The sequence below is a fragment of the Streptomyces coeruleorubidus genome (assembly GCF_028885415.1).
GTDB lineage: Bacteria > Actinomycetota > Actinomycetes > Streptomycetales > Streptomycetaceae > Streptomyces > Streptomyces coeruleorubidus_A.
Map to the genome: position 1 here is coordinate 720358 of NZ_CP118527.1, position 21486 is coordinate 741843.

Consider the following 21486-nt stretch of genomic DNA (forward strand, 5'->3'; position numbering starts at 1 on the left):
TCAATCTCTTCGCAACTTGCTAATCCGATTTAACAACGGAGCTGAGCGGCAGATGTCTGAACGTCGTGTGACCATGGCCGATGTCGCCCGCCATGCGGGCGTCTCGCCGACGACCGCGTCGTTCGCCCTGTCCGGTCGCACCGACATGCGCATCTCCGACGCCTCCCGCCAGAAGGTGCTGGACGCCGCGAAGGAGCTGGGTTACCGCCCCAACGTCACCGCGCGAAGCCTGCGGACGAAGTCGACGCAGACCATCGGGTTCGTCTCGGACCGGATCACCACGACGCCGTTCGCGGGCGAGGTGATCCGCGGCGCGATGGAGGCCGCCCGGGAACGGGACAACCTGCTGTTCATCACTGAGGCGGGCGGCGATCGCGACGCCGAGTCGTCGCTGGTCCACGCGCTGCTGGACCGCCAGGTCGACGCGGTCATCTACGCGTCCATGTTCACCCGGTACGTCACTCCGCCCAAAGAGCTCTTCGGGCGCCGCGTGGTCCTGCTGAACTGCCTCGCCCCCGGCTTCGACGCCCCGTCCGTCGTCCCCGACGAACTGGAGGCCGGCCGGGACGCGGCCCGCGCCCTGCTCGCGGCCGGCCACACCGAGGGCATCTGGGCGATCGGCGGCCACCAGGCCGTCCCGGCCACGCCCGAGGGGATCATCGCCGGCAACGAGCGCATGCGGGGCCTGGAGGAGATTCTGCGGGAGGGCGGCGCACGCCTGGACGGCGTCATCGAATGCGACTGGAACACGCCGGACGGCTACCGGGAGGTCTCCGCGCTGCTCGCGGCGGGTCACCGTCCCCGGGCGCTGGTGTGCCTGGCCGACCGGGTGTCCCTCGGCGCCTACCAGGCACTCGGCGAGGCAGGTCTGTCCGTGCCCGGCGACGTGTCGGTGGTCTCCTTCGACGACCAGGACATCGCCTCCGTACTGCGCCCGGCGCTCACCACGCTGAAGCTGCCGCACTACCGACTGGGTCGACTCGCCGTGGAGCTGATTCTCCGCAGAGGGCCGCTCGAAGCAGTCGTCCACCGCGTGCCCATGCCGCTGCGGGAACGTGCCTCCATCGGCGCCCCCGCCAGGGGCTGACACCGGGCACCCGAAGACGGTTGTCCCGCCGCCAGGAGTTCCGAACCTCCGGGCGGCGGGACGACCACCAAGAACAGCGACCGACGCAACCGGTCGCCAAGGCGGGTCCGGCAAGACCCGTCTCAGTGAGATGGAGGAACCCTCGTGGTGTTCAGAACCAGGCGCCTCGCTGGTGCGAGTGTAGCCGTCGCGGCCGCGACCGCGCTGGTCGCCGGATGCGCGACCGGCAGCGGCGGCAGCACGTCCGGAGCCGACGGCAACACGCTGACCCTGTGGACGCACAACGCCGGAAACTCTGCCGAGCTGGACGTCGTCAAGAAGATCATCAAGGACTTCAACGGCTCCCAGAGCAAGTACAAGGTCAAGCTCCAGGCGTTCCCGCAGAGCGACTACAACAACTCCGTCGTCGCCGCCGCCTCGGCCCGCAAGCTGCCGTGCCTGCTCGACGTGGACGGGCCCAACGTGCCGAGCTGGGCCTGGGGCGGCTACCTCGCCCCGATCGACGTCTCCGGCAGCGAGGTCCCGCTGTCCGACCAGCTGCCCAGCACCGTCGGCCGCTACAAGGACAAGGTCTACGGCTTCGGCTTCTACGACGTGTCCCTGGCCTTCTTCGCCCGCAAGTCGGTGCTGAACGAGTACGACATCCGCATCCCCACCATGGACAAGCCGTGGACGAGGACCGAGTTCGACGCGGCACTCGCCAAGCTGAAGAAGAGCGGGAAGTTCAAGTACCCGCTGGAGATGGGCACCGGCGGCACCGGTGAGTGGTGGTCGTACGCGTACTCCCCGCAGCTGCAGAGTTTCGGCGGTGACCTGGTCAACCGCGACGGCTACAAGACTGCCTCCGGCACCCTCGACGGCAAGAAGGCCGCGGAATGGGCTACCTGGTTCCGATCGCTGGTGGCCAAGGGCTACATGTCCAAGAAGTCCGGTGCCGACCCCAACAAGGACTTCCTCGCCGGCAAGAGCGCCATCCAGTGGGACGGCAGCTGGAACGCCACCAAGAACGCCGACAAGCTCGGCGACGACCTGGCGATCATCCCGCCGGTCGACTTCGGCAACGGTCCCAAGATCGGCGGCGCCTCCTGGCAGTGGGCGATGAGCTCCACCTGCTCCAACAAGGACGGCGCGCAGGCGTGGCTGAAGTTCTCCCGCCAGACCAAGTACTTCGTCGACTACGCCAAGGCGACCGGCACTCTCCCGGGCACCGAGGCCGCCGCCAAGCAGATCGACGGCTACCAGCCGGGCGGAAAGTACAACGTGCTCGTCCAGTTCGCGCGCAAGTACGCGGAGGTACGCCCGGTGACCCCGGCCTACCCCTACATCTCCACCGAGTTCGAGAAGGCGGCCCAGGACATCCTGTCCGGCGCCGATCCCAAGAACGCTCTGGGCCAGGCCGCGAAGGACATCGACAACAACCTGAAGACGAACAACTACAACGCCGGCTGACCCTGCTCCGGTCCGGTTCGGGCCCCGACCGCGCCTCCTCGCGCGCCCGAACCGGACCGGCTCCCCCCTGGAGCTACCGTGACCACCATGATCGCAGCCCTTGAGCGGCTGCGTCCGGTCCGGCGAACCCGAACGACCAACGCACGCCGCCGTGAGAGCCTGACCGCCGTCGGCATGGCCACCCCGGCCGTCGTGCTGCTGATCGTCTTCCTCGTCGTACCGGTCGCCCTCGCCTTCGCCCTGGCATTCACCGACGCGAGGCTCATCTCGCCCACCCCGGCCCGCTTCGTGGGCCTTCGCAACTTCACCCAGCTCTTCGAAGACCCGGTCTTCTACAAGTCCCTGCGCAACACCGCCTACTTCGCCGCAGTCGTCGTCCCGCTCCAGGCCGGGCTCGCCCTGGTGCTGGCGCTGCTGGTCAACGCGAGGGTGCGTGGCGTCAACTTCTTCCGCACCGTCTACTTCCTGCCGGTCGTCACCTCGATGGTCGTCGTGTCCCTCCTGTGGACCTTCCTCTACCGGCAGGACGGCCTGGTCAATCACGTCATCTCGGCGCTCACCCTCGGACATGTCGACGGCCCGGACTGGCTGGGTAACCCGGACACCGCCATGCCCGCCATCATCCTGATGTCGGTGTGGCAGGGCGTCGGCTTCCACATGATCATCTGGCTGGCCGGTCTCCAGACCATCCCCGCCGAGCTGTACGAGGCCGCCGACCTGGACGGGGCCACCCGCTGGCACCGCTTCCGCCACGTCACCTGGCCAGGACTGCGCGCCACCCGCACCTTTGTGCTGGTCACCATCACCATCGCGGCGTTCAGCCTCTTCACCCAGATCAGGGTGATGACGCAGGGCGGCCCTCTCGACTCCACCACCACGGTCGTCTACCAGGCCGTGCGCACCGGCTACGACCAGCAGCAGACCGCGTACGCCGCGGCGATCTCGCTGATCTTCTTCGTCCTCGTGCTCACCGTGTCCCTCGTCCAGCGTTTCCTGACTCGGGAGAAGGACTGACATGACCTCCGTCCTCAAGCACCTCGGCGGTCACGTCGGCCGTGTCGTCCTGGCCCTGGTCTTCGCGCTCCCGCTGGTCTTCATGCTGGTCTCGTCGTTCAAGCCGGACGACCAGATCTTCGGCGACCTGGGCTCGCTGCGCGCCTTCCTGCCGGTCGGAGCCCTGTCGCTGGACAACTACACGGCCGTGTTCGAGCGAGTCCCGGCGGCACAATTCCTGCTGAACTCCGTACTGATCTCCTCGATCACCGTCGTGCTCGGCATCATCGTCAACAGCATGGCTGCCTTCGCCCTGTCCCGGATGCGCTGGCCCGGCCGCAAGCTCGTCCTCACCGGCATCATCGCCACCCTCATCGTGCCGTTCGAGACCTTCGCCCTGCCGCTGGTGTGGTGGGTCAACCAACTGCCGCTGCTCCGCGTCAACGGCTTCCACCTGGAGTGGACCACCGGCTGGATGGACACCTACCAGGTCCAGATCGTGCCGTTCATCGCCAACGCCTTCTCGATCTTCTTCTTCCACCAGTACTTCCAGAGCATCCCCAAGGAGATCGACGAGGCGGCGATCGTGGACGGCGCCGGCTGGTTCACCATCTACCGGCGCATCGTCATGCCCCTGTCCGGACCGGCCGTCGCCACCGTCGCCATCCTCACCTTCCTGCCCGCCTGGAACTCCTACCTGTGGCCGCTCATGGTCGTGCAGAGCGAGAACCTGCGGCCGGTGATGGTGGGCATCTCCTACTTCTTCCAACTCAACGTGGGCTGGGGCCAGATCATGGCCTACTCCTCCATGATCACCGTGCCGATCCTCGCCCTGTTCGTGGCGTTCCAGCGGTCGTTCGTGAACAGCATCGCGTCGACGGGCGTGAAGGGCTGAACCCGCGCCCGCGCAACGCACCGCGTTTCTCCACCCCTCTTCTTCCCCCGTGCTTCGCGCACCCCGAGAAAGGCCCCGTGTGCCCACGCCGCCTGCCGACCCCCACCTTCCGACCGTGCATCTGCGCCCCCCGCGCAACTGGATCAACGATCCCAACGGGCTGGTCTTCCACGACGGCCACTACCACGTCTTCTTCCAGTACAACCCGTACGGCCCGCGGCATTCGAACATGCACTGGGGCCACTACCGCAGCCCCGACCTGATCCACTGGGAACCCCTCCCGGTGGCCCTCGCCCCCACTCCCGGCGGCTACGACGCCGATGGCTGCTTCTCCGGAAACGCGGTCTCCGACGACGGCCGCTTGGTGGCCTTCTACTCGGCCCACCGCACCGACCGCTGGTGGCAGCCGGTGACCACCGCCGAGTCGTACGACGGCGGAATCACCTGGGCCAAACGCCCGGAGCTGCTCATCCCTGAGCCGCCCGCCGACACCACCATGTACCGGGACCCCTACGTCTGGCAGCAGGACGGCCGCTGGCGGATGCTGGTCGGCTCGGCCCTCGCCGACAACCGCGCCGCGGCGCAGCTGTACGAGTCCGACGACCTGGAGCACTGGGAGTACCGCGGCCCCTTCCACGCCAGCGATGCCGCGGCCGGCTCCGGCCCGGTCGGATGGGAGTGCCCCCAGTACGCGACCTTCGGCGACAGCGGCGTCCTGATCATCAGCGACTGGACCCAGCAGGGCGGCCCCAGCCACACGACCGTCCACACCGGCCGCGAGCAGGACGGACGTTTCACGGCGACCGCGGCCCCGGTGCCGCTGGATCACGGACCCGACTTCTACGCCCCCGCGCTGCTGAGGGTCCCCGGGGAGGACCGCTGGCTGCTGTGGGGCTGGGCGTGGGAGGCCCGCGACGACGCCTGGGCGCATGAAGCAGGCTGGGCAGGCACCCTCACCCTCCCCCGCGAGGTGACCCTCGCCGCCGACGGAACGGTCGTCCAACGCCCCGCTCGCGAACTGCTCGCGCTGCGTGGCGAACGCGTACTGCACCGCACCGGGCACGTCACACAGTCCGGGGCGGCCGAACTCGGCCAGGTCAGCCGCACCTTCGACCTCACTGCCGTCCTGACCCCAGACACCACCGGCCCGAGCGGCCTGCGCCTGGTCACCTCCGCGGACGACACCGAGTACCTCGACATCAGCCTCGATCCCACCACCGGCCAGCTCACCGTGGACCGCAGCCACGCGTCACTGGACGCGAGGGCGCGGGGAGGCTCGTATGCCGTCCCGTGCCCAGCCGCGACGGCCGGCACCCCCCTGGAGCTACGCGTGATCGTGGACCGTTCGATCGCCGAGGTCTTTCTCGGCGACGGCCGGGTCCTCACCCTCAGGTTCTATCCACTCGCCGAGGGGCCCTGGCGACTGCAGGCCCGCACGACAGGCACGGGCCGCAGCGACTTCACCGTCGAGGCATGGAACCTGACCCCGGGCGGAATCCGTCAGGAACCGCTGCTGGCGAGCCAAGGGCAGGACGCGTAACCCGCCGCCTGTCCTACGTGTCTCAAAACGCCGTCCTCACCTCGCAGCGGGTGAGGACGGCACCGTCGTCGACCTACCCGTTGACCTCGGCGTACCAGCCGGAACCAGGCACGGGAGCGGCTTCCCCACGCCCTCCTCCGAAAGGCAGAGAGTCGCCATGACCCGACACCGGTCCCCCAGCAGTGCGCGATCACCCCGCCAGGACAGAGGCGACGGCACACACGGGGCGAGCGGCGTCCAGCGGCTCCTGCATGCCGGCCACCATGCAGGCGAAGCCGGTGCCCCACCAACCGGCACACCGCATCATTCCGAAGAAACGCGAAACTCGAATTCGGGACGGTCCCACGGCACGGCGGGCGGATTCGCGAGCGCGGTCCCGGTCCGCACTGCACCAACGCGGTGGTAGAAGTCCTCGGCGGGAAGATGCGACACGACCTTGACACGGTCGAGCCCGGCGGCACGGGCCTCGGACTGCATGTGCGCGACGAGCAGCCGTCCAATACCCCGTCCTTGCGCTTCGTCGGCGACGAACAGCAGGTCGAGCTCCGGTGGAGCGAGGACGAGCGAGTAGAACCCGAGGACCCGGCCTCCATGCTCGTCGGCGCCGACGGCCACAAAGGCGCGGTGGGCCTCGATGTAATCAGGACCGACCCGGTAGCCCGCGACTGCGGCTGCGTACTTACCCTCGTAGGCGCCTGAGCCACGCACGAGCCGCGTGAGCCGTTTGGCATCCCGCGCGACGGCCCTCCGTATCGTGATCGGCCGGCAGACCGGGGAAGTGCGTGACCTCATCGGGAGAGTATTTCGCACCGGAGAACGCCTTCGTGCGGCGGGTCGGCTGCTCGGGCAGGCGTTCCTGCACCGCTCCCGGGGGCCACTGGTCCAGGCCCCGATCGACCACGGCACATCTCGCTGTGCGTCGACGCACTGCGGCTGGCCGGCCAAGCCACCCGGCAACTTGCCGTGGCCGCCGTCGGCGGATTCCTCCAGCTCGATCCAGCGGTCGATGCGGCCGTCACTGTAGGACTGCAGGGTCGGCTGGAGACCGACCGCAAGACGGTGGCCCGGTGGCGGGCCCGGTTCCTGCGTGACCGGCTCGACGGTCTGAGCGACGAGCCGCGCCCGGGTGTGCCGCGCACCATCACCGATGCCCAGGTGGAACAAGTGGTGGTGCGCACCTTGGAAGAGGCCCCGGCGGGGGCGACGCACTGGTCGAAGCGGGAGCTGGCCAGCAGGGTGAGCATCTCGCCGACCAGTGTGCTGCGGATCTGGAGGGCATTCGGGCTGCGGCCGTGGCGCACGGAGAACTTCAAGATCTCCCCGGATCCGCTGCTGATCGACAAGATCCGGGACGTGGCGGCCTATCTGGCGCCGCCGGCGAACGCGGTGGTGTTCGCGGTGGACGAGAAGTCGCAGATCCAGGCCCTGGAACGGACAGCGCCGGTGCTGCCGATGGTGCCCGGCACGCCGGAGCGGCGCAGCTTCGGCTGCGTCCGGCACGGCACCATCGACCTGTTCGCGGCGCTGAACACCGCCACGGGGAAGGTGATCGGGAAGCTGTGATCCCAGCACCGGGCGGTCGACTTCCGTGACTTCCTCGACGAGGTCGACAGCCAGACCGAGCACGGCCCAGTGGTCCACGTGATCTGCGACAACCTCTGCGCCCACGAGGCGCCGGCGGTGCACGAGTGGCTGCTCGCGCACCCCCGGTTCCAGCTGCACTTCACACCCACGTACTCGTCGTGGATCAATCAGGTCGAGCGGTGGTTCGCCGAACTGGAGCGGCGCTGCCTCGAACGCGGCGTGTTCTGCTCGCTCGACGAACTCAAGGCCGCGCTCGAGGACTGGATCAAGTGTCACCGCCATGGGCACGTGGCTGGAAGACTGCCACCAGCAGAAAGTCCCTGAAAATCCCTGCTGGCCGGTTGGATCAAGGAAGAAGCTCTCGAACCCGCAGGTCAGGGAGCTGGTCGCTGGCGCACTCTTGTCCACGAAGTACAAGGAATCGGCCCGGGGCGGGCTGGCGGTGAACATCATCGAGTGCTGAGGGGACGGAGCCTGGTCCCGGGCCCGCCTTTGACGCCGATCGTCACGACGGGCGACGCACCCGGGTGCTCCCGGGGTTCCGCCACCTCGGCCCATCCGATTTGTCGGATTCTGCCGTGGCGCGCACGCTGGACTGTGAGTGACAACTCCGGTACGAATTGGGCAGGAATGGCCACTTATGATCAGCCTCATGGTTACTACGGGTGGTCACCTGGTGCTGCGACAGCCATCATCAGCCTGGAGGGCGTGCTCACAGGGTGGAGCGAGGGCGCTCGGCGGCTGCTGGGCCACCGCGCCGGGGAGGTCGTCGGACGCGCGGCGGCCGGACTCCTCGCCGGTCCGGAGCCCCCCGACGCGGCCGGGCTCTCCCTGGCGGGCTCCCAGGAATGGAGCGGCACGGCGGCACTTCGGCACCGGGACGGCCACCTCGTCGAGCTGACCCTGCACGCCCATCCGTCGCTGGGCGGCGACGGCACCCCCCAGGGTTTCGTAGTGACCGCCACCACGGGTCGCGAGTCGGAGCACGATCTGAGGATGGTGGAGTGGGCGTTCGCACAGTCGTCGATCCCGCTGTCCACGTATGCCACCGCCTCGGGCTCATGGCAGCTGAACGCGGCCGCGGAGGGCGGTGAGCAGGAGGTCCCGGCGGCCGCGGGCGAGGAGACGCGGGCGACCGACGGCAGGCAGGTGGCCGAGGACAATCCGTCGCCGGATTCCGCTCCCCTGGGCGACGCGTGCGCCGACGAGGGGTTCCTGGAGTGCGTCCGCCTGGTCGCCGAGGAAGGCCGGTCGATGCGCTACGAGCGCTTCGGCCGGGCTCAGCCTTCGGCTCGCCAGCGTGCCTGGATCATGGAGCTGTGGCCGGTCCGCGATCCCGCCACCGGTGAGGTGGTCGGCGTCGGCACCGCGACGTTCGACAGCAGTGAGCAGCGCTCCGCCCGCCAGCGGCTGGCCCTGCTGAAGGAGGCCGGCACCCGGATCGGTACGACCCTGAACGTCACGCGGACCGCCGAAGAGCTCGCCGATCTGGTCGTTCCGCGGCTCGCCGACTTCGTCAGCGTGGACCTGCTGGACTCCGTGCTGCTCGGAGAGGAACCGGTCCCCGGGCCCGTCGACGCGGCCGTGGTGCTCCGCCGGGTCGCGCACCAGTCCGTCACCGCCGGCGGCGACACGCCCGAAGCCGCAGTCGACCTCGGAGAGGTCGACACCTACCCCGCGTACTCACCCCCTGCCCGTTCCCTGAGCAGCGGGCAATCCGTACTCAGCGGCATCGACGACCCCGACTTCGTCCGGTGGGTCACCGAGCACCGGATGAGGAGCACCCGGGTCCGGGAGTTCGGGCTCCACTCGCTCATGGCCACCCCGCTGCGGGCCCGGGGCATCACCCTCGGGGTGGCGGTCTTCGTGCGCGGCGAGGGCTCCGAGCCCTTCGAGCAGGACGATCTGCTGCTCGCCGAAGAACTCGCCGGCCGGGCGGCCGTGGGCGTGGACAACGCGCGCCGTTACACCCGAGAGCGCACCAACGCGCTCACCCTCCAGCGCAGTCTGCTGCCCCGTGATCTCCCCAGGCAGGCGGCCGTCGAGGTGGCGTACCGATATCTGCCGGCCGGTACGGGCGTGGGAGTGGGCGGCGACTGGTTCGACGTCATCGCCCTGTCGGGCACCCGGGTGGCCCTGGTCGTCGGCGACGTGGTCGGGCACGGCATCCACGCCTCCGCCACCATGGGGCAGCTGCGCACCGCGGTGCGCACCCTCGCCGACGTGGATCTGCCGCCCGATGAGCTCCTCACCCACCTCGACGACCTGGTCATCCACCTCACGTCGGACGACTCCGGCGTCGAGACCGGCCTGCGGGACACCACCGGTGAGATCGGGGCGACCTGCCTCTACGCCGTCTACGACCCGGTCTCCCGCGTCTGCACCCTCGCCAGTGCCGGCCACCTGCCGCCCGCCGTCCTGCTCCCCGACGGAGCGGTCAGCGTGGTCCGGCTGACCCCCGGCCCGCTGCTGGGAGTCGGCGGTCTGCCCTTCGAGTCCACCGAGCTGGAACTGCCCGAGGGCAGTCTGCTGGCCTTCTACACGGACGGCCTGATCGAGGCACGCGATCGAGACGTCAGCCTCGGCCTGGATCGGCTGTGCGACGCCCTGGCCCACCCTGTTCCCTCGCTGGAGGTCACCTGCGACGCCATCCTCAAGGCCCTGTTGCCCGACAGCCCACCCGACGACGTGGCCCTGCTCCTGGCGCGCACCCGAGCCCTGCACGCCGACCAGGTCGCCGCCTGGGCCCTGCCCGCCGATCCGGCGATCGTGGCCGACGCCCGGGCCCAGACCAGCCGTCAGCTCGCGGCCTGGGGGCTGGAGGACGCGGCGTTCGTCACCGAGCTGGTGGTGAGCGAGCTCGTCACCAACGCCATCCGCTACGGGGACGTACCGATCGGACTGCGGCTGATCCGGGACCGGACTCTGATCTGCGAGGTGTCCGACGCCAGCAGCACCGCCCCGCACCTGCGCCGTGCCCGCACCTACGACGAGGGCGGGCGGGGGCTGCACATGGTCGCCCAGCTCACCCAGGGCTGGGGCACCCGCCAGACGACCACGGGCAAGACCATCTGGGCCGAACAACCCCTCCCGGCCAGCTGACCATGGCAGAGCACCCGGGCGTTCCGACGCCGCAGCGACCCGCAGACACCGGAGGCCGGACCCACACGCTGGGGTTGCTCTACCCGCCGGCCGACCGGAATCGCGTTTACACGACGATGCAACTCGCCTTCATCGGTGGGGTGGCCGAGGCCGCCGCCGGCTACGGCTACGACCTGTTGCTCTCCCCGGCGGACACGGACGACGACCCTTCGTTCCGGCGGATGGTGGGTGAGGGATGGTGGCCGGACGGCCCGTGGCGGACGGGCGGCGAGGGGCGGGAAGAGGGGGAGCGGCTGTGTGCGGGCGTGCCACGCGTCGACGGCGTGATCGTCATGGAGGTCCGCCGGGAGGACGACCGGGTCGGCCATCTGGCCGAGACGGGCTTCCCGTTCGTCGCCATCGGCCGCAATCCCCGGGCTGACGCGGCCGGCTGGGTCGATCTGGACTTCGCGGGTCTGGCGAGTGCCTGCGTCCAGCACCTCGCCGACCTGGGTCACCGCAGGATCGCCTTCGTCAACCGGTCGGAGCGGCTCTTCGACAGCGGGTACGGGTTCGCGCGGCTCGGCGACGAGGGCTACACCGAGGCGATGACGAAACTGGGGCTCACCCCCCGTGCGTACCTCTGCGACGACGACATCGTCTCGGGGCAGGAGGTCGTGGAGCGGATCCTGCGGGACGATCCGGCGACCACCTCCCTGGTCACCCAGAACGAGGCGGCCCTGGAGGGCCTCTACCGCGGGCTGACCCGGCACGGCCGCAGCGTGCCGCGCGACTTCTCGGTCGTCGGTGTGGCGGCGAGCCCCTGGGCCGAGCAGGTGAGCCCGCCGCTGACCGCCGCCGACATACCCGCCAAGGAAATGAGCCGGGTGGCCGTCGACCTGATGGTGGAGCGGCTGCGCTCACCCGGCTCGGATCCCCGGCGCGTCCTGATGAAACCCCTGATCACCCTGCGCGCCAGCACAGGCCGCTGCCGACCGGTGCCCGGTTCGGAACCCGAGCCGGAGTTTCCGGATTTCGGCCTGGATTTCTGATACGTCCCTTCCTGGACCCCCGATCACGATCCTCTGGGAGCAGCCCATGTCCTACACGGTCGACCGCCGCGGCCTCCTGCGTACCGCGGGCGCGGGAGCGGCTGCCCTCGGTCTTGGCGGGGCGCTGGCCTCCTGCGGCTCCGACGAGTCGGAAACGGTCACCCTCACCTGGTGGGACTACTTCACCCTGGACAACTTCCAGCCCGGGATGAACCGTCTCATCAGGGATGTCGAGGCCGGCGTCCCGAACGTCCGGATCCAACGGCGGACCTTCCCGTTCGCGGAGCTCGACCGGCAGATCACCCTGGGCGCGATCTCCGGCGAGCGGCCCGACATCGCCATCGTGGACAACGTCGCCATGAACACCCTGGGGGGCAGCGATCTGCTGGCCGACCTCACCGGCAGGGTCGAGGCGTGGGGCCAAGCCGACCAGTACTACAAAGGCCCCTGGGACAGCTGCCGGATCGGCGAGAAGATCCTGGGGATCCCCAACAACAGCAACTGCCTCGCCCTCTACTACAACACCCGGATGCTCGAGTCCGCCGGAGTGGAACCCCCCACCACCTGGGACGAGCTGGCCTCCGCGGCCGAGCGGCTGACCAGCGGGGACCGGTTCGGCCTGGCACTGAGCGCGATCAAGTCCGAGGAGGGCGTCTTCCAGTTCCTGCCGTTCCTGTGGCAGGCGGGCGGCGACCTGGACACCTTCGCCACCGACGGCGCGACGGCGCTGTCCTTCCTCCACGACCTGATCGCCAAGGGCTCGCTGTCGGAGAGCTGCGTGGGCTGGACCCAGCAGGACGTCAACACGCGGTTCATGAACCAGCGCGCCGCCCTGCAGATCAACGGGCCCTGGCAGATCCCCACCCTGAAGCAGGCGGACTTCGACTGGGGCGTCGTCGCCCTGCCCCGCGACCAGGAAGCCGCCACCTGCCTGGGCGGGGAGAACTGGGTCCTGATGGCGCAGAGCGAGAACCTGGACAAGGCGTGGGAGGTCCTGGAGTACACCCAGCGCCCGTCGGTGCTGGTGCCGTATCTGGTGTCGTTCGGCAACCTGCCCGCACGCGAAGACCTCGCCGACCGGGGCGCCTGGGCGTCCGACCCGGCGCTGCGGCTCTTCCTCAGCCAGCTCCCCCTCGCCCGCCCACGGCAGTACGGACGTGGCTACGCCGACGCCTCGCAGGCCATCTCAGAGGCCGAGCAGGCCGTGCTGACCGGTTCCGCGTCCCCGTCCGCGGCGGCGAGGACCGCGGCCACCAAGATCGACAAAGCCCTGTCCGGCCGATGAGGGCACACCGGAGCAGACCGCCGTCCTTCCGCCGCCGACGCGCGGGCTACCTGTTCTGCCTTCCGGGGATGACCTTCCTCGCCCTCTTCCTGGCCTACCCGCTGTTCTACAACCTCCGGACGTCCGTCCACGACGTGCGGTTGAGCCAACTGCTCGGCGGGAGCTGGCAGTTCAACGGCCTCGACAACTACCGGGCCGTGCTCGACGATCCGGCCTTCTGGCACTCCGTACGTCTCTCGGTGGTCTTCACCCTGGGATCGCTGGTGTTCCAGTTCTCCATCGGCTTCGCCCTGGCCCTGCTCTTCGCCCGCCCGTTCCCGCTGGGCGGCCTCCTGCGCTCCCTCCTCCTCGTGGCCTGGCTGCTACCCCCGGTGGTCAGCGGCACCCTCTTCCGCTGGCTCCTCGACGCGGAGTCCGGCGCCTACAACGCCCTGCTGGAGGCGGTGGGCCTGGGCAGCCTCTCCCACGACTGGCTCACCGACCCGTCCACCTCACTCGCCGGAGTCGTCTTCGCCAACATCTGGGTCGGCGTGCCCTTCAACATGCTGCTGCTCCTGGTGGGCCTGCACACCATCGACCCCCAGCTGTACGAGGCCGCGGCCATCGACGGCGCGGGACCCTGGCAGCGCTTTCGCCGGATCACCCTCCCGCTGATGCGGCCGGTCTCCGTCACCGTGCTGCTGCTCGGCCTCATCTACACCTTCAAGGTCTTCGACACCGTCTTCGTGATGACGGGCGGCGGCCCTGTCGACTCCACCCGCGTGCTCTCCCTCTACGTGTACGAGGTTTTTTTCAGGTTCTTCCGGTTCGGGCAGGGGGCGGCCGCCGGCCTGCTGCTGCTCGTCGTACCACTGCTCGCGGGCGTCTTCTACGTACGACGGCTGCGGCGCGAGGAAACGACAGGGGGTGCCACGTGAAACCACCCCGCCACCCCTGGTTGCTCACCGCGATCGCCGTGGTGATCACCGCGGCCTTCCTGCTGCCGGTGTACTGGATGGCCAAGACCAGCCTCACGCCGCCGGACCGGATCCTGGCACCGACCCCGCAGTGGGTCCCCTACCCGGTCACCGGCGAGAACTACTCGACGGCGCTGGGCTACGAGGGCCTGACCCGGGCCCTGTTCAACAGCCTGGTGATCTCCACCGGCGTGGTGGCGCTGACCATGCTCCTCGGTGTCCCGCTCGCCTATGCCCTCGCCCGGGTACGGATGCGGGGCTCGGGCAGCATGGTGCTCGCCCTGCTCGTCGCCCAACTGCCGCCCGCGATCGTGCTGGCCGCACCGCTGTTCATCCTCGAACGCCGGGCCGGTCTCGACGACACGTACGTGGGCCTGATCGCCGCCGACACCACGCTCACCCTCCCGTTCGCGGTGATCGTGCTGCGCCCGGTGCTGCGCGCGGTCTCCGCCGAACTGGAGGAGGCCGCACTGGTCGACGGCTGCGGGCTGCCCGGCGTAGTGCTGCGCGTCGTCCTGCCGCTCACGGTGCCGGGACTGGTCGCGACGGCCGGGCTGTCCTTCCTGCTCGGCTGGGGCGAGTTCCTCTTCGGGCTCACGCTCGCCGAGGAGCCCGGCGTCCAGCCCGTCACCGTCCTGCTCAACGCCTTCGTCGGCCGGCACGGCACGGCGTGGGGAGCCCTGATGGCGACCGCCACCCTCATCAGCATTCCGGTGGTCTGCGTCTTCGCGCTCTTCCAGCGCTTCATCGTCGGCGGCCTCACCGTCGGCAGCGTCAGGGGCTGACGATGCGCGCGCTCGCCCACACCCGACTTCACGACCGGGAAAGCCATGTCCTCACTGCATCCCCGTGACCACACGGCGTACGTCGCCCCGCCGCCGCCCCTGGTCCCCGCCGGGCCGGGCGCACTCGACCCGGTCGTCAGCGCCTCCGTCGCCCGCGCAGGCGCCGGCGGCGCGACCCTGGACGTACGCACCGCCGCCGGACGCACCGGCACACTCCGGCTGCGGCTCGCGACGGGCACGGCCGTACGCGTCACCCTGCGCATGGACGACGTCCCGACCGCGCCGCGGGCATCCCTCGTCACCGCGCCACACGACGGCAGATGCACCATCGAACAGCCCCCGAACGCGGTGACCGTGCGGCTCGGGGCCCTGAGCGTGGAGGTGCGCCTGTCCCCGTTCTCGATGGAACTGACCGACCGCCACGGCCGGTCACTGCGCCAGGTCACCGACGTACGAGACCCCAACGGCCGCCTGACCGTTCTCCCGCTCGGTGTCACCGAACTCACGGACGGCAGCCTCGCCCACCACGACAGCTGGACCGCCGAACCCGACGAGCATTTCTACGGCCTCGGTGAACGCTTCACCGGCCCGGACCTGCGCGGCCAGCGGGTCGAGTGCTGGGGCCAGGACGCCCTCGGCTCCACCGGCACCCGCTCCTACAAAGCGGTCCCGTTCCTGCTCTCCAGCCGTGGCTATGCCGTCCTGGTCGACACCACGACCGCGGCGACCTTCGACCTCGCGCACAGCAACACCGGCGCCTGGTCCATGACCGTCCCCGACGAGGTGCTCGACTACTGCCTGATCAGCGGCACTCCCGCCGAATGCCTGGCCGCCTACCGCGACCTGACCGCCCCCGCCCTGCTGCCTCCCAGATGGGCCTTCGGACCCTGGATCTCCGGCGGCTTCCGCCAGGACAGCGCGGCCGACGTCCGTGCGCGCGCCCGCCGGATCCGCGAACACCGCTTCCCCTGCGACGTCCTGCACATCGACACGTACTGGCAGCCGCACGGCTCCTGGTCCGACATGAGCTGGGACACGGAGGCGTTCCCCGACCCCCGGGGGCTGGTGGAGGCACTGGCCGGGGAGGGCTTCCACGTCTCACTCTGGATGAACCCGCACATCGGCGTGGACAGTGCCCACTACGCGGAGGCGAACCGCAACGGCTGGTTCCTGCGTACCGCCTCCGGCTCCACATGGGTCGGGCAGGTCTGGGGCGGGGCGCATCCGGACACGGCCCTGCTGGACCTCACCCATCCCGGTGCGGTCGCCTGGTTCCGGGACCGCATCCGCCAGGCCATGGCCGGCGGGGCGTGCGTCCTCAAGACCGACTTCGGCGAGGCGGTCCCCGCCGACGCCGTCGCCCACAACGGCATGACCGGCGACCGCCTGCACAACCTCTACCCCCTCCTCTACAACGACCTGGTCGCCGAGGTCACCCGAGAGGTCACCGCGGACCACGGCCTGACCTGGGGCCGCTCCACCTGGACCGGCGGCCAGCGCCACGGCGCCAAGTGGACCGGCGACCCCAACGCCGACTGGCCGGATCTCGCCGCCACCCTCCGCGCCGGCCTCTCCCTCTCCCTCTCCGGCCACCCCTTCTGGAGCCACGACATCGGCGGCTTCCACGGCACACCGGACGCCGAACTCTTCGTACGCTGGGCCCAGTTCGGTCTGCTGTCACCGCTCAGCCGCTTCCACGGCATGACCTCCCGACTGCCCTGGGACTTCGGCGAGGAGGCGTGTGCGGCGGTGCTGCACGCGGCCCGCCTGCGGATGAGTCTGCTGCCCCACCTCCACGCGGCCGCGGTGGAGTCCGTACGCACCGGCGAGCCGCTGGCCCGCCCCATGGCCCTGGACCATCCGGACCGCCCCGACGCCCATGCCGCCGACCTCCAGTACCTGCTGGGCCCCGACCTGCTGGTCGCCCCGCTGTACGCGCCGGGCGGACGACGGCAGGTCTGGTTCCCGCCCGGTGAGTGGCTGCCGTACGCGAGTGGAGAACAGCCCGGAAAGCCGACCGGAGAGCAGCACGCGGGGCGGGGAGGCGAACCGGGCGCGAGAAAGAGCGGCGAGCCGGGCAACGCACCGGCCGGCGAACCGGTCACCGGTCCGGCCTGGCATCGGGTGGAGCTCCCGCTCGCGACCGCCCCGCTCTGGCTACGGGCCGGCAGCCTGTTGCTGACCACCGCTCCGGCCGACCGCGCGGGCAGCGCCCCGTTCCCGGAGGTGACCGCCGTCTGGGTCCGCCCCCAGGCCGAGCCCTCCCGTACGGCCCGGGCTGTCCTGTGCGACGAGGACGGCCACCGGACCGTCATCACCGCCCGCCTGTCCGGCGACGACCGCCTGACCCTCCGCACGGAGGGCCCCGGCCGCCCGCGGCTGCGCGTCGCCCTCCCGGGCTTTCCCCACGGGGCCCTGACGGCCGAGGTGGACGGCGTACCGACCGAGGTGGGCCTGTGGCCCGGAGGCGAATGGTGACACCGGATGCGATCGAGGGCTCTTCAGACCCGCATACGGAAGACCTGCATACGCAACGGAGGCGAGCGAGTGTCGACGGCCACGGCGTGACGGCCGGCCAACCCCCCTTCCAGGTTGTGCCCTTCGAGCACAGGGGGTGGGCACAGCGGCAAGACGGAGTGCCGGTGTCGTGACGGCGGTGCGGCGGTTCTTCCGGGAGGGACTGCTGAGCCGGGGCCGGCCGGGACTCGTCGACGGTTCCGGCGGACCGGGAGACGTCCCTGAAGGGCGTTGTCACGTTGTTGGGTGTGGAAGTGTCTGGCGGCGTGCCGGGGCGTGGTGAAGTCGGGTTCCGACTGTGTGATCACGGCGCGGTGGGCAGGCCGGCGACGCCGGTGATCTGCTCCCAGATCGCGAAGCGGACGGTCATCTCGGCTCGATGGTCGGATGCGGGGAGCCCTCGATCTGCCCGACGACGCGGCCGGTCCGCGGCGACGCTGCCCGCGATCGCCTCGCGGGGCCACCTTTGCCGGCATGAAGGCATCGTCCGATCACTCCCGGAAGACTTCGCCCGGACCAGGTACCAACCGCTTCCACAGAAGTGGAGGATGAGTTAGTTCCTCGTCCGCTCGTGACTGCCGATGACGGGCATCCGGCCCTTGTGCAGGCCCGCCCCTTCAAGGGTCCGCACCATGGCGGCGTCGCGGGTGATCTCACGGATCTCGCTGACCGGGGCCTGGTGGTGGAGGCGGCCTTGGAGGACGAGAAGGTCAAGGTCGAGCTGTTCGCCGAGCTCGACCGGATCGTCACCCGCGAGGAGTCTCAATGGAGAAGTCAAAGCGGGCAGGCGTCTCGAACTGCACAACCTGTTTGAACTACTGGAGCCTCTCCAGTAGTTGACAGGATCGCTAGGCGCTGCGTCGCCGCTGCACGCCGACGCGACCGACTGCTGTGCCAGAGCGCGAGCGGTGGCGTCGGCGTTGGGCGTGTCGGTCAGGGCGATGCGGGCGGCGATGCGTTTACCGACCGGCTCCCGCTGGACGTTGAGGTGCTGGGCGATGGCCTTGACGATCTCCTGGCCGTGCTGGCCTACGCGATCGGGGTCGGCGTCGCAGGCCGTAGGCACGGTGGGGTCGCTGTCCCATACGACGACTTCCACCAAGGCGTCGATGATCCGCAGCTCCACGAGGACGGGTCCGGGGGCGTACTTGCGGGCGTTGGTGACCAGCTCACTGAGGGATCGTGGCGAACCTCACCGGCGTGGCATTCGTCGACTCCAGCGGCATCAACGTCTTCATCCACGTCCATCAACGTGTCAGCGCCGCAGACGGGTGGCTGCGTTTGGCCGCGGTCCGGGAACCTGTGATGCGGGTCGTTCAGCTCGTCGCCCTGGACACCGTCGTCGCCTGCCACGCCACTGTCGAGCAGGCACTGACCACCTGAAGCACGTGACCACCGAGCCGTCGACGCCGCCGCATCCGCTCAGCTCCCCGGCGCCTCTGCCTGCCCCTCTCCACCCTGCCCGGTGCTGTGCCGTGACACGGCTGCCTCCAGCTCATCGCCCACCCGGGAGTGCAGCGGGCGGCCAAGCGCCCAGTCGATGACGGACTGCGCGATGGCGTGCAGCTTGACGTTGGTGTGCTGCGACACCTCACGCAGCACCTCGAACCCCGCAGTACGCGGGATCTGGCAGACCGAGATGAGGACACCGGGGTGTGTACTGCGGCTGATCTCGACGCCCAGCCGGCCGTTGGGCGCCTCCCCCCCCCACGACGTCGATGTCGCTCTGCGCGGACAGCAGCGCGGCGAACCCCGAGCGCACCATGTCCTGGTCGTCCACGACGACCACCCGGATGGTCATGCCCATTTCTCCTGTCCTGGTCACCTGACGAACCCGTGCGGCCCGACCACAGGGCGGCGGAGGCGTGGCTGCGGCGGTATCGCCGTACCACTGCGGTCGGGGCGGAGATCACGCGGAATTTCGTCCGAACGGCCGATTGAGGGGCACGGAGCTGAGCCGGATCGTCGGCGTCGCCACGGGGCGCAGACGCCTCCAGCTGAGCCGCCGCACGAAATCCAACAGGAAACGACAAAATCATTGACCTGCCGTTTGCCGCACCCCTACCTTCTGATCGATTCACCGAGCTCCGTCCGGTAGATCGGACAGAGCTGCGGTGGCCGCAGGCGTGTGCCGCAGAGCCTCATGATGGCCCCGGGCCAGCGTCCTGGAAAGATCACGTTCTTCTCCCCTTCCCTCCCCCTGGAGAGCCGCATGTCCCACACTGCTGCACGAAGATGGACAAGACGCATCACCGCACGGGTCCTCGCCGTCGGGCTCGTCGTCGCCGGTCTGGCGAGCCTGGACCGGCAGGAGCCGTCGGCGCCCCTGGCCGTCGAACCGGCCGCTGTGAGCACCAGCCAGATCGGCGTCACGCCGCCGCCGATGGGCTGGGCGTCCTGGAACAGCTTTTTCAGCAGCATCGATCACAACGTGATCAAGCAGCAGGCCGATGCCCTGGTCTCCTCCGGCATGGCGGCGGCCGGCTACAAGTACGTCAACCTCGACGACGGCTGGTGGCAGGGTCAGCGCGACGCGAACGGCAACATCGTCGTCGACGAGACCCTGTGGCCGGGTGGCATGAAGGCGATCGCCGACTACATCCACAGCAAGGGTCTGAAGGCCGGTATCTACACCGACGCGGGCAAGCAGGGCTGCGGCTACTACTACCCCACCACCCGGCCCGCCGCGCCCAACACCGGTATGGAGGGCCACTACCAGCAGGACCTGGAGACCTTCCAGCGCTGGGGCTTCGACTACGTCAAGATCGACTGGTGCGGCGGCCGGGTCGAGGGCCTGGACCAGGAGACCCAGTACAAGCAGATCGCCGCCGCGAACCAGGCCGCGACCGCCGTCACCGGCCGCAAGCTGGTGCTGTCCTTCTGCGAGTGGGGCACCGGACTGTCCTGGAATTGGGCGACGGGCTACGGCGACCTGTGGCGCACCAGCCACGACGTGCTCCTGTACAAGGAGACCCCGGGCCTGACGAAGATGTACCGCAACTTCGACGAGGCCCTCCAGCCCGCGGCCCAGCACACCGGCTACTACAACGACCCCGACATGCTGATGGTCGGCCTGAGCGGTATGACCGCCCAACGCAACCGGCTGCACATGAGCCTGTGGTCGATCGCCGGCGCCCCGCTGCTGGCCGGCAACAACGTGGCCACGATGACCACCGAGACCCGCGACATCCTCACCAACCCCGAGGTCCTCGCCATCAACCAGGACCCGCGCGGCCTGCAGGGCGTCAAGGTCGCCGAGGACACCCGGAACCTCCAGGTGTACGGCAAGGTCCTCTCCGGCACGGGCAAGCGCGCGGTGATGCTGTTCAACCGCACCAGCTCAGCCGCGAACATCACCGTCCGCTGGGCCGACCTCGGCCTCACCTCGGCCTCCGCCCGCGTACGCAACGCCTGGACCCGTACCGACGCCGGATCGTTCACCACCGGCTACACCACCTCCGTCCCCGCGAACGACGCGGTCCTGCTGACCGTCTCCGGCACCGAGGCCTCCGGCTCGACGTACGAGGACACCACCACCGCCACCACCCCGACGTTCGGCAACGTCACCGCCTCCACGGCGGGCACCAAGCTCGTCGACATCACCTACGCCAACGGCGGCAGCACCGCCCGCAAGGCCACCATCCAGGTGGGCGGCCAGTACAAGTACGTCGTGTCCTTCCCGCCGACCGGCTCGGCCACCACCTACCGCACCGTCTCCGTGCTCGCCCACCTGGCCAAGGGAGCGAACACCGTCCGCTTCGCCACGGTCTCCGGCAGCACCGCCCCCGACATCGACGCCCTTCGCGTTCAGGCCATCCCCGGCACCGACGGCGCCGCCCTCGTCGGCGCCGCCTCGGGGCGCTGCGTGGACATCGACAAGAACACCTACGTCAACGCCACCCAGGCACAGATCTGGGACTGCTCCGGCGGACGAAACCAGACCTTCACCCGGACCTCGCGCGGTGAACTCGTCGTCTACGGCAACAAGTGCCTCGACGCCGACAACAACGGCACCACCAACGGCACCAAGGTCATCATCTGGGACTGCGCAGGCGGCACCAACCAGAAGTGGACCGTCAACTCCGACGGCACCATCACCAACAACCTCTCCGGCCTCTGCCTGGACGCCTCCGAAGCGGCAACCGCCAACGGCACCAAGCTGATCCTGTGGACCTGCAACGGCCAGAACAACCAGAAGTGGACCCTTACCTGACCTGACGCCGCCACGGTGTGACGTCACCGTGCCGACCACGAACCCGATC

Annotated in this window: 16 protein-coding genes and 4 pseudogenes; 15 read left to right on the top strand and 5 right to left on the bottom strand. The window is 69.7% G+C overall.

Translation table 11 applies throughout. The features are described 5' to 3' along the window. The first annotated feature begins 52 nt into the window (after positions 1 to 52). From PV963_RS03480 to PV963_RS03500, 5 genes are all read left to right on the top strand, one after another. Positions 53 to 1087, top strand: a complete 1035-nt coding sequence (locus PV963_RS03480; RefSeq protein ID WP_274814072.1) for a LacI family DNA-binding transcriptional regulator — start codon at positions 53 to 55, stop codon at positions 1085 to 1087. A gap of 144 nt (positions 1088 to 1231) precedes the next feature. Further along, positions 1232 to 2536, top strand: coding sequence for an ABC transporter substrate-binding protein (locus PV963_RS03485; protein ID WP_274814073.1), 1305 nt, complete (start codon positions 1232 to 1234; stop codon positions 2534 to 2536). An 87-nt stretch (positions 2537 to 2623) separates the two neighbouring features. Beyond that, entirely contained in the window at positions 2624 to 3550 is a 927-nt protein-coding gene (locus PV963_RS03490) for a carbohydrate ABC transporter permease (protein WP_274814074.1), read from the top strand. Position 3551: 1 nt separating this feature from the next. After that, positions 3552 to 4424 carry a carbohydrate ABC transporter permease gene (locus PV963_RS03495; protein WP_274814075.1) on the top strand — a complete coding sequence of 291 codons (873 nt, stop codon included), beginning with the start codon at positions 3552 to 3554 and terminating at the stop codon, positions 4422 to 4424. Positions 4425 to 4539: 115 nt separating this feature from the next. Next, positions 4540 to 5964 (top strand): glycoside hydrolase family 32 protein, encoded by a 1425-nt coding sequence (locus PV963_RS03500; RefSeq protein ID WP_274814076.1) that lies wholly within the window; start codon positions 4540 to 4542, stop codon positions 5962 to 5964. Between the two features lie 303 nt (positions 5965 to 6267). Here PV963_RS03500 and PV963_RS03505 read toward each other — a convergent pair whose 3' ends face one another. After that, positions 6268 to 6756 (bottom strand): GNAT family N-acetyltransferase, encoded by a 489-nt coding sequence (locus tag PV963_RS03505; RefSeq protein WP_274814077.1) that lies wholly within the window; start codon positions 6754 to 6756, stop codon positions 6268 to 6270. 267 nt (positions 6757 to 7023) lie between these two features. On the opposite strand from PV963_RS03505, the pseudogene PV963_RS03510 reads away from it, so the two are divergent. The 7 genes and pseudogenes from PV963_RS03510 to PV963_RS03540 all read left to right on the top strand — a co-directional run bounded on the left by PV963_RS03510 (position 7024) and on the right by PV963_RS03540 (position 17185). Continuing rightward, positions 7024 to 7872, top strand: a pseudogene (locus PV963_RS03510) (IS630 family transposase). Positions 7873 to 8178: 306 nt separating this feature from the next. After that, entirely contained in the window at positions 8179 to 10650 is a 2472-nt protein-coding gene (locus PV963_RS03515) for an ATP-binding SpoIIE family protein phosphatase (RefSeq protein WP_274814078.1), read from the top strand. Between the two features lie 116 nt (positions 10651 to 10766). Then, positions 10767 to 11681, top strand: coding sequence for a LacI family DNA-binding transcriptional regulator (locus tag PV963_RS03520; RefSeq protein ID WP_342456363.1), 915 nt, complete (start codon positions 10767 to 10769; stop codon positions 11679 to 11681). 46 nt (positions 11682 to 11727) lie between these two features. Beyond that, complete coding sequence (locus PV963_RS03525) at positions 11728 to 12966, top strand: ABC transporter substrate-binding protein (RefSeq protein WP_274814080.1); 1239 nt, start codon at positions 11728 to 11730, stop codon at positions 12964 to 12966. A gap of 68 nt (positions 12967 to 13034) precedes the next feature. Continuing rightward, positions 13035 to 13883: a carbohydrate ABC transporter permease gene (locus PV963_RS03530; protein ID WP_274814081.1), complete on the top strand. Its 849-nt coding sequence runs from the start codon at positions 13035 to 13037 to the stop codon at positions 13881 to 13883. Continuing rightward, on the top strand, positions 13880 to 14707 hold the full coding sequence (locus tag PV963_RS03535) for a carbohydrate ABC transporter permease (protein ID WP_274814082.1): 828 nt from the start codon (positions 13880 to 13882) through the stop codon (positions 14705 to 14707). The genes PV963_RS03530 and PV963_RS03535 overlap by 4 nt, the downstream gene beginning before the upstream one ends. 45 nt (positions 14708 to 14752) lie before the next feature. Then, positions 14753 to 17185, top strand: a complete 2433-nt coding sequence (locus PV963_RS03540; RefSeq protein WP_274814083.1) for a TIM-barrel domain-containing protein — start codon at positions 14753 to 14755, stop codon at positions 17183 to 17185. Between the two features lie 343 nt (positions 17186 to 17528). Here PV963_RS03540 and PV963_RS43920 read toward each other — a convergent pair. Further along, positions 17529 to 17675: pseudogene (locus PV963_RS43920) on the bottom strand (IS6 family transposase); the annotation flags it as partial. Between the two features lie 231 nt (positions 17676 to 17906). Between PV963_RS43920 and PV963_RS03545 the strand changes: the two are divergent. Continuing rightward, on the top strand, positions 17907 to 18038 hold the full coding sequence (locus tag PV963_RS03545; protein WP_274821924.1) for a hypothetical protein: 132 nt from the start codon (positions 17907 to 17909) through the stop codon (positions 18036 to 18038). Between the two features lie 105 nt (positions 18039 to 18143). Here PV963_RS03545 and PV963_RS03550 read toward each other — a convergent pair. Further along, positions 18144 to 18401: pseudogene (locus PV963_RS03550) on the bottom strand (ATP-binding protein); the annotation flags it as partial. A 5-nt stretch (positions 18402 to 18406) separates the two neighbouring features. Between PV963_RS03550 and PV963_RS03555 the strand changes: the two are divergent. Beyond that, positions 18407 to 18607, top strand: a complete 201-nt coding sequence (locus PV963_RS03555; RefSeq protein WP_274814084.1) for an STAS domain-containing protein — start codon at positions 18407 to 18409, stop codon at positions 18605 to 18607. Positions 18608 to 18646: 39 nt separating this feature from the next. Here the strand turns inward: PV963_RS03555 and PV963_RS03560 are convergent, their stop codons facing one another. Both PV963_RS03560 and PV963_RS03565 read right to left on the bottom strand, forming a co-directional pair. After that, positions 18647 to 18814 carry a hypothetical protein gene (locus PV963_RS03560; protein ID WP_274822301.1) on the bottom strand — a complete coding sequence of 56 codons (168 nt, stop codon included), beginning with the start codon at positions 18812 to 18814 and terminating at the stop codon, positions 18647 to 18649. Then, positions 18812 to 19025, bottom strand: a pseudogene (locus PV963_RS03565) (response regulator); the annotation flags it as partial. The gene PV963_RS03560 and the pseudogene PV963_RS03565, both read right to left, overlap by 3 nt. A 411-nt stretch (positions 19026 to 19436) precedes the next feature. On the opposite strand from PV963_RS03565, the gene PV963_RS03570 reads away from it, so the two are divergent. After that, positions 19437 to 21437, top strand: coding sequence for an RICIN domain-containing protein (locus PV963_RS03570; RefSeq protein WP_274814085.1), 2001 nt, complete (start codon positions 19437 to 19439; stop codon positions 21435 to 21437). Positions 21438 to 21486: the final 49 nt, after the last annotated feature.